The sequence below is a fragment of the Bradyrhizobium sp. CCBAU 45384 genome (assembly GCF_028128665.1).
Lineage (GTDB): Bacteria > Pseudomonadota > Alphaproteobacteria > Rhizobiales > Xanthobacteraceae > Bradyrhizobium > Bradyrhizobium manausense.
The window spans coordinates 410-2,458 of the sequence record NZ_LBIZ01000005.1; the positions used below are offsets into that span (position 1 = coordinate 410).

Annotated in this window: 1 protein-coding gene and 1 pseudogene; both read right to left on the minus strand. The window is 62.1% G+C overall.

Annotation, left to right across the window (positions count from 1 at the left end):
- Positions 1 to 670: pseudogene (locus XH80_RS00565) on the minus strand (glucans biosynthesis glucosyltransferase MdoH); the annotation flags it as partial.
- Positions 658 to 2,049, minus strand: a 1,392-nt coding sequence (locus XH80_RS00570; RefSeq protein ID WP_271596910.1) for a glucan biosynthesis protein G, incomplete at its 5' end; no start/stop codon positions are given. The pseudogene XH80_RS00565 and the gene XH80_RS00570, both read right to left, overlap by 13 nt.

A 2,049-nucleotide genomic window follows, 5' to 3' on the forward strand; every position in this document is an offset into this window, starting at 1 on the left:
CGAACCGCGTGATCCAGTCGGAGATGTTACCGGCTTTCCGCGCCGTGTTGTCGGCCCGGTGGCGATAATACAGCCGCGTTCCAACGGCCTGTCGCAACGCGAGCAGGGCTTTTTCTTCGGCCACCCAGATGTCCGGATCAGTGCTGTCGCTCAGAACGTACCAGTCAAACAGCTTTTCGTGCGATGTCGTCTCCAAGGATTCGATGATCGCGCGAAGCCGCGCCGTCAATCGGTGCGGGTCTTCATTGTAGGTGGGAAGCAGCATAGCAGTGCGGCTTGCGACGGCAGGCAGCTCCGTCGCCGGGCCGTCCCCGTCCGGACGATGGGCCAGCAGCACAAAGAAGCCGGCCAATGCAGACGCGAAAGAAAAGGCGACCCAAGCGAGCAGAACCAAGAAGAGCGCCAGCACCATGGCTTCGAGGATGGTAACGCCGCCGACCTGCAGCACGCGATACATCTCGTAGCCACCCGCTCCCGTAAGCGCCGCCGTGGAGACAAGGATGACGCCGCGTCGCCAGGCCAACGCGGGCACAGCCGCCGCAGGAAGACGGTCCGGTATCCGGCTCTTTCCGAGGTCACCAGCAGCCATCGGAAGCGGGGCCTCGCGCGGCAGCAGGCGCTGGGTCGCGATATCGCCAGCCATCGGCTGCGGAGCAGTCAGGGTGCCCATCGGTAGACCCAGATTTCCGACAAGGGCTTGTCGACTTGGGTGAGAAACGCGCGCAGCTCGATCGGCTCGCCTTTCACCTGGCACTGGAAGCTGAGCCGCCAGCCGCCGGTGTACGGGTTGGGCTGCGTCACGATGTTCTTCACCTCGGACTTCTCCGCCGTCACCACGCCCTTGACGGCCGCAGGATCGATGCCCTTGAGGTTGTCGCCGACCAGATCGAGCACGAAGAGGCGCGCGTCCTCACCCCTCGCGCCGATTCCGCTTCGGGTGAATCTGGCGAGCGAATGCGGTTTTGGGCTATCCGGTCCCCAATGCAGCCGATAGGTGTAGTTGTGTTCGCCTTTAGCCTGGAGCGGGGTTTTGGGCCGCCAGAACGCGGCGATGTTGTCGTGGACTTCCTCTTTGGTCGGGATCTCGAACAGCATGACGCCGCCCTCGCCCCAGTCACCGATCGGCTCCATCCACAGACTTGGGCGTTTCTCGAAGCCGGATTCGATGTCTTGGTAGGCGAAGAAATTTCGCTCGCGCTGCATCAAGCCAAACCCCCGCGGATTGAGATCCTGAAAGGTGCTGATCTGCAGATCGCGAGGGTTGCTGAGTGGGCGCCAGAGGCTTTCGCCCTTTCCGTTGAAGATCGCAAGCCCATCGGAATCGTGGACGGACGGACGGAAGTCGTCGATGTCGTTGCGGTCGTTCGGGCCGTAGAAAAACATGCTGGTCATGGGTGCGAGGCCGGCGCGCTGCATTTCGACTCGCGGGTAAACCGACATCTCGACATCGAACACCGTCGTGTCCCCGGGCCGCACGGTGAACCGGTAGCTCGCTGCGCAGCTTTTGCTATCGAGCAGAGCATGGATCACCAGCGAGGTCGCACCCGGTGCCGGCCGCTCGAGCCAGAAGGCCTTGAAGAGCGGAAATTCCTCGCCCTTGGCTTCACCCGTATCGATCGAAAGCCCCCGGGCGGAAAGCCCGTACGTCTGCCCCTTGGCCACGGCGCGGAAATAGCTCGCGCCGAGGAAGACGCAGACCTCGTCGTAATAGTCGGGGCGGTTTATGGGCGAGTGTATGCGGAAGCCGGCGAACCCGAGATCGATGTCTTCGAACGCCGGGACCTTCTCGCCGAACGAGAAGTCCGCCTTGCGGTACTTGAACTCGGTTGCCTTTCCGTCGGCGACCTCGAAGATCGTCACCTTGTTCTTGTAGAAGAAGCCGCGATGAAAGAACTGCGCCTCGAATGGAAGATTCTTGTCGCGCCAAAGCGCCCGTTCGGGCAAAAAGCGGATCGAACGGTACTGATCGTAATCCAAGTCCTTCAATTCGCTCGGAAGCTTTTCGTCGGGAGCCTCGTACGGCTTGCCCGCCAGCATGCGGGCCAAGTC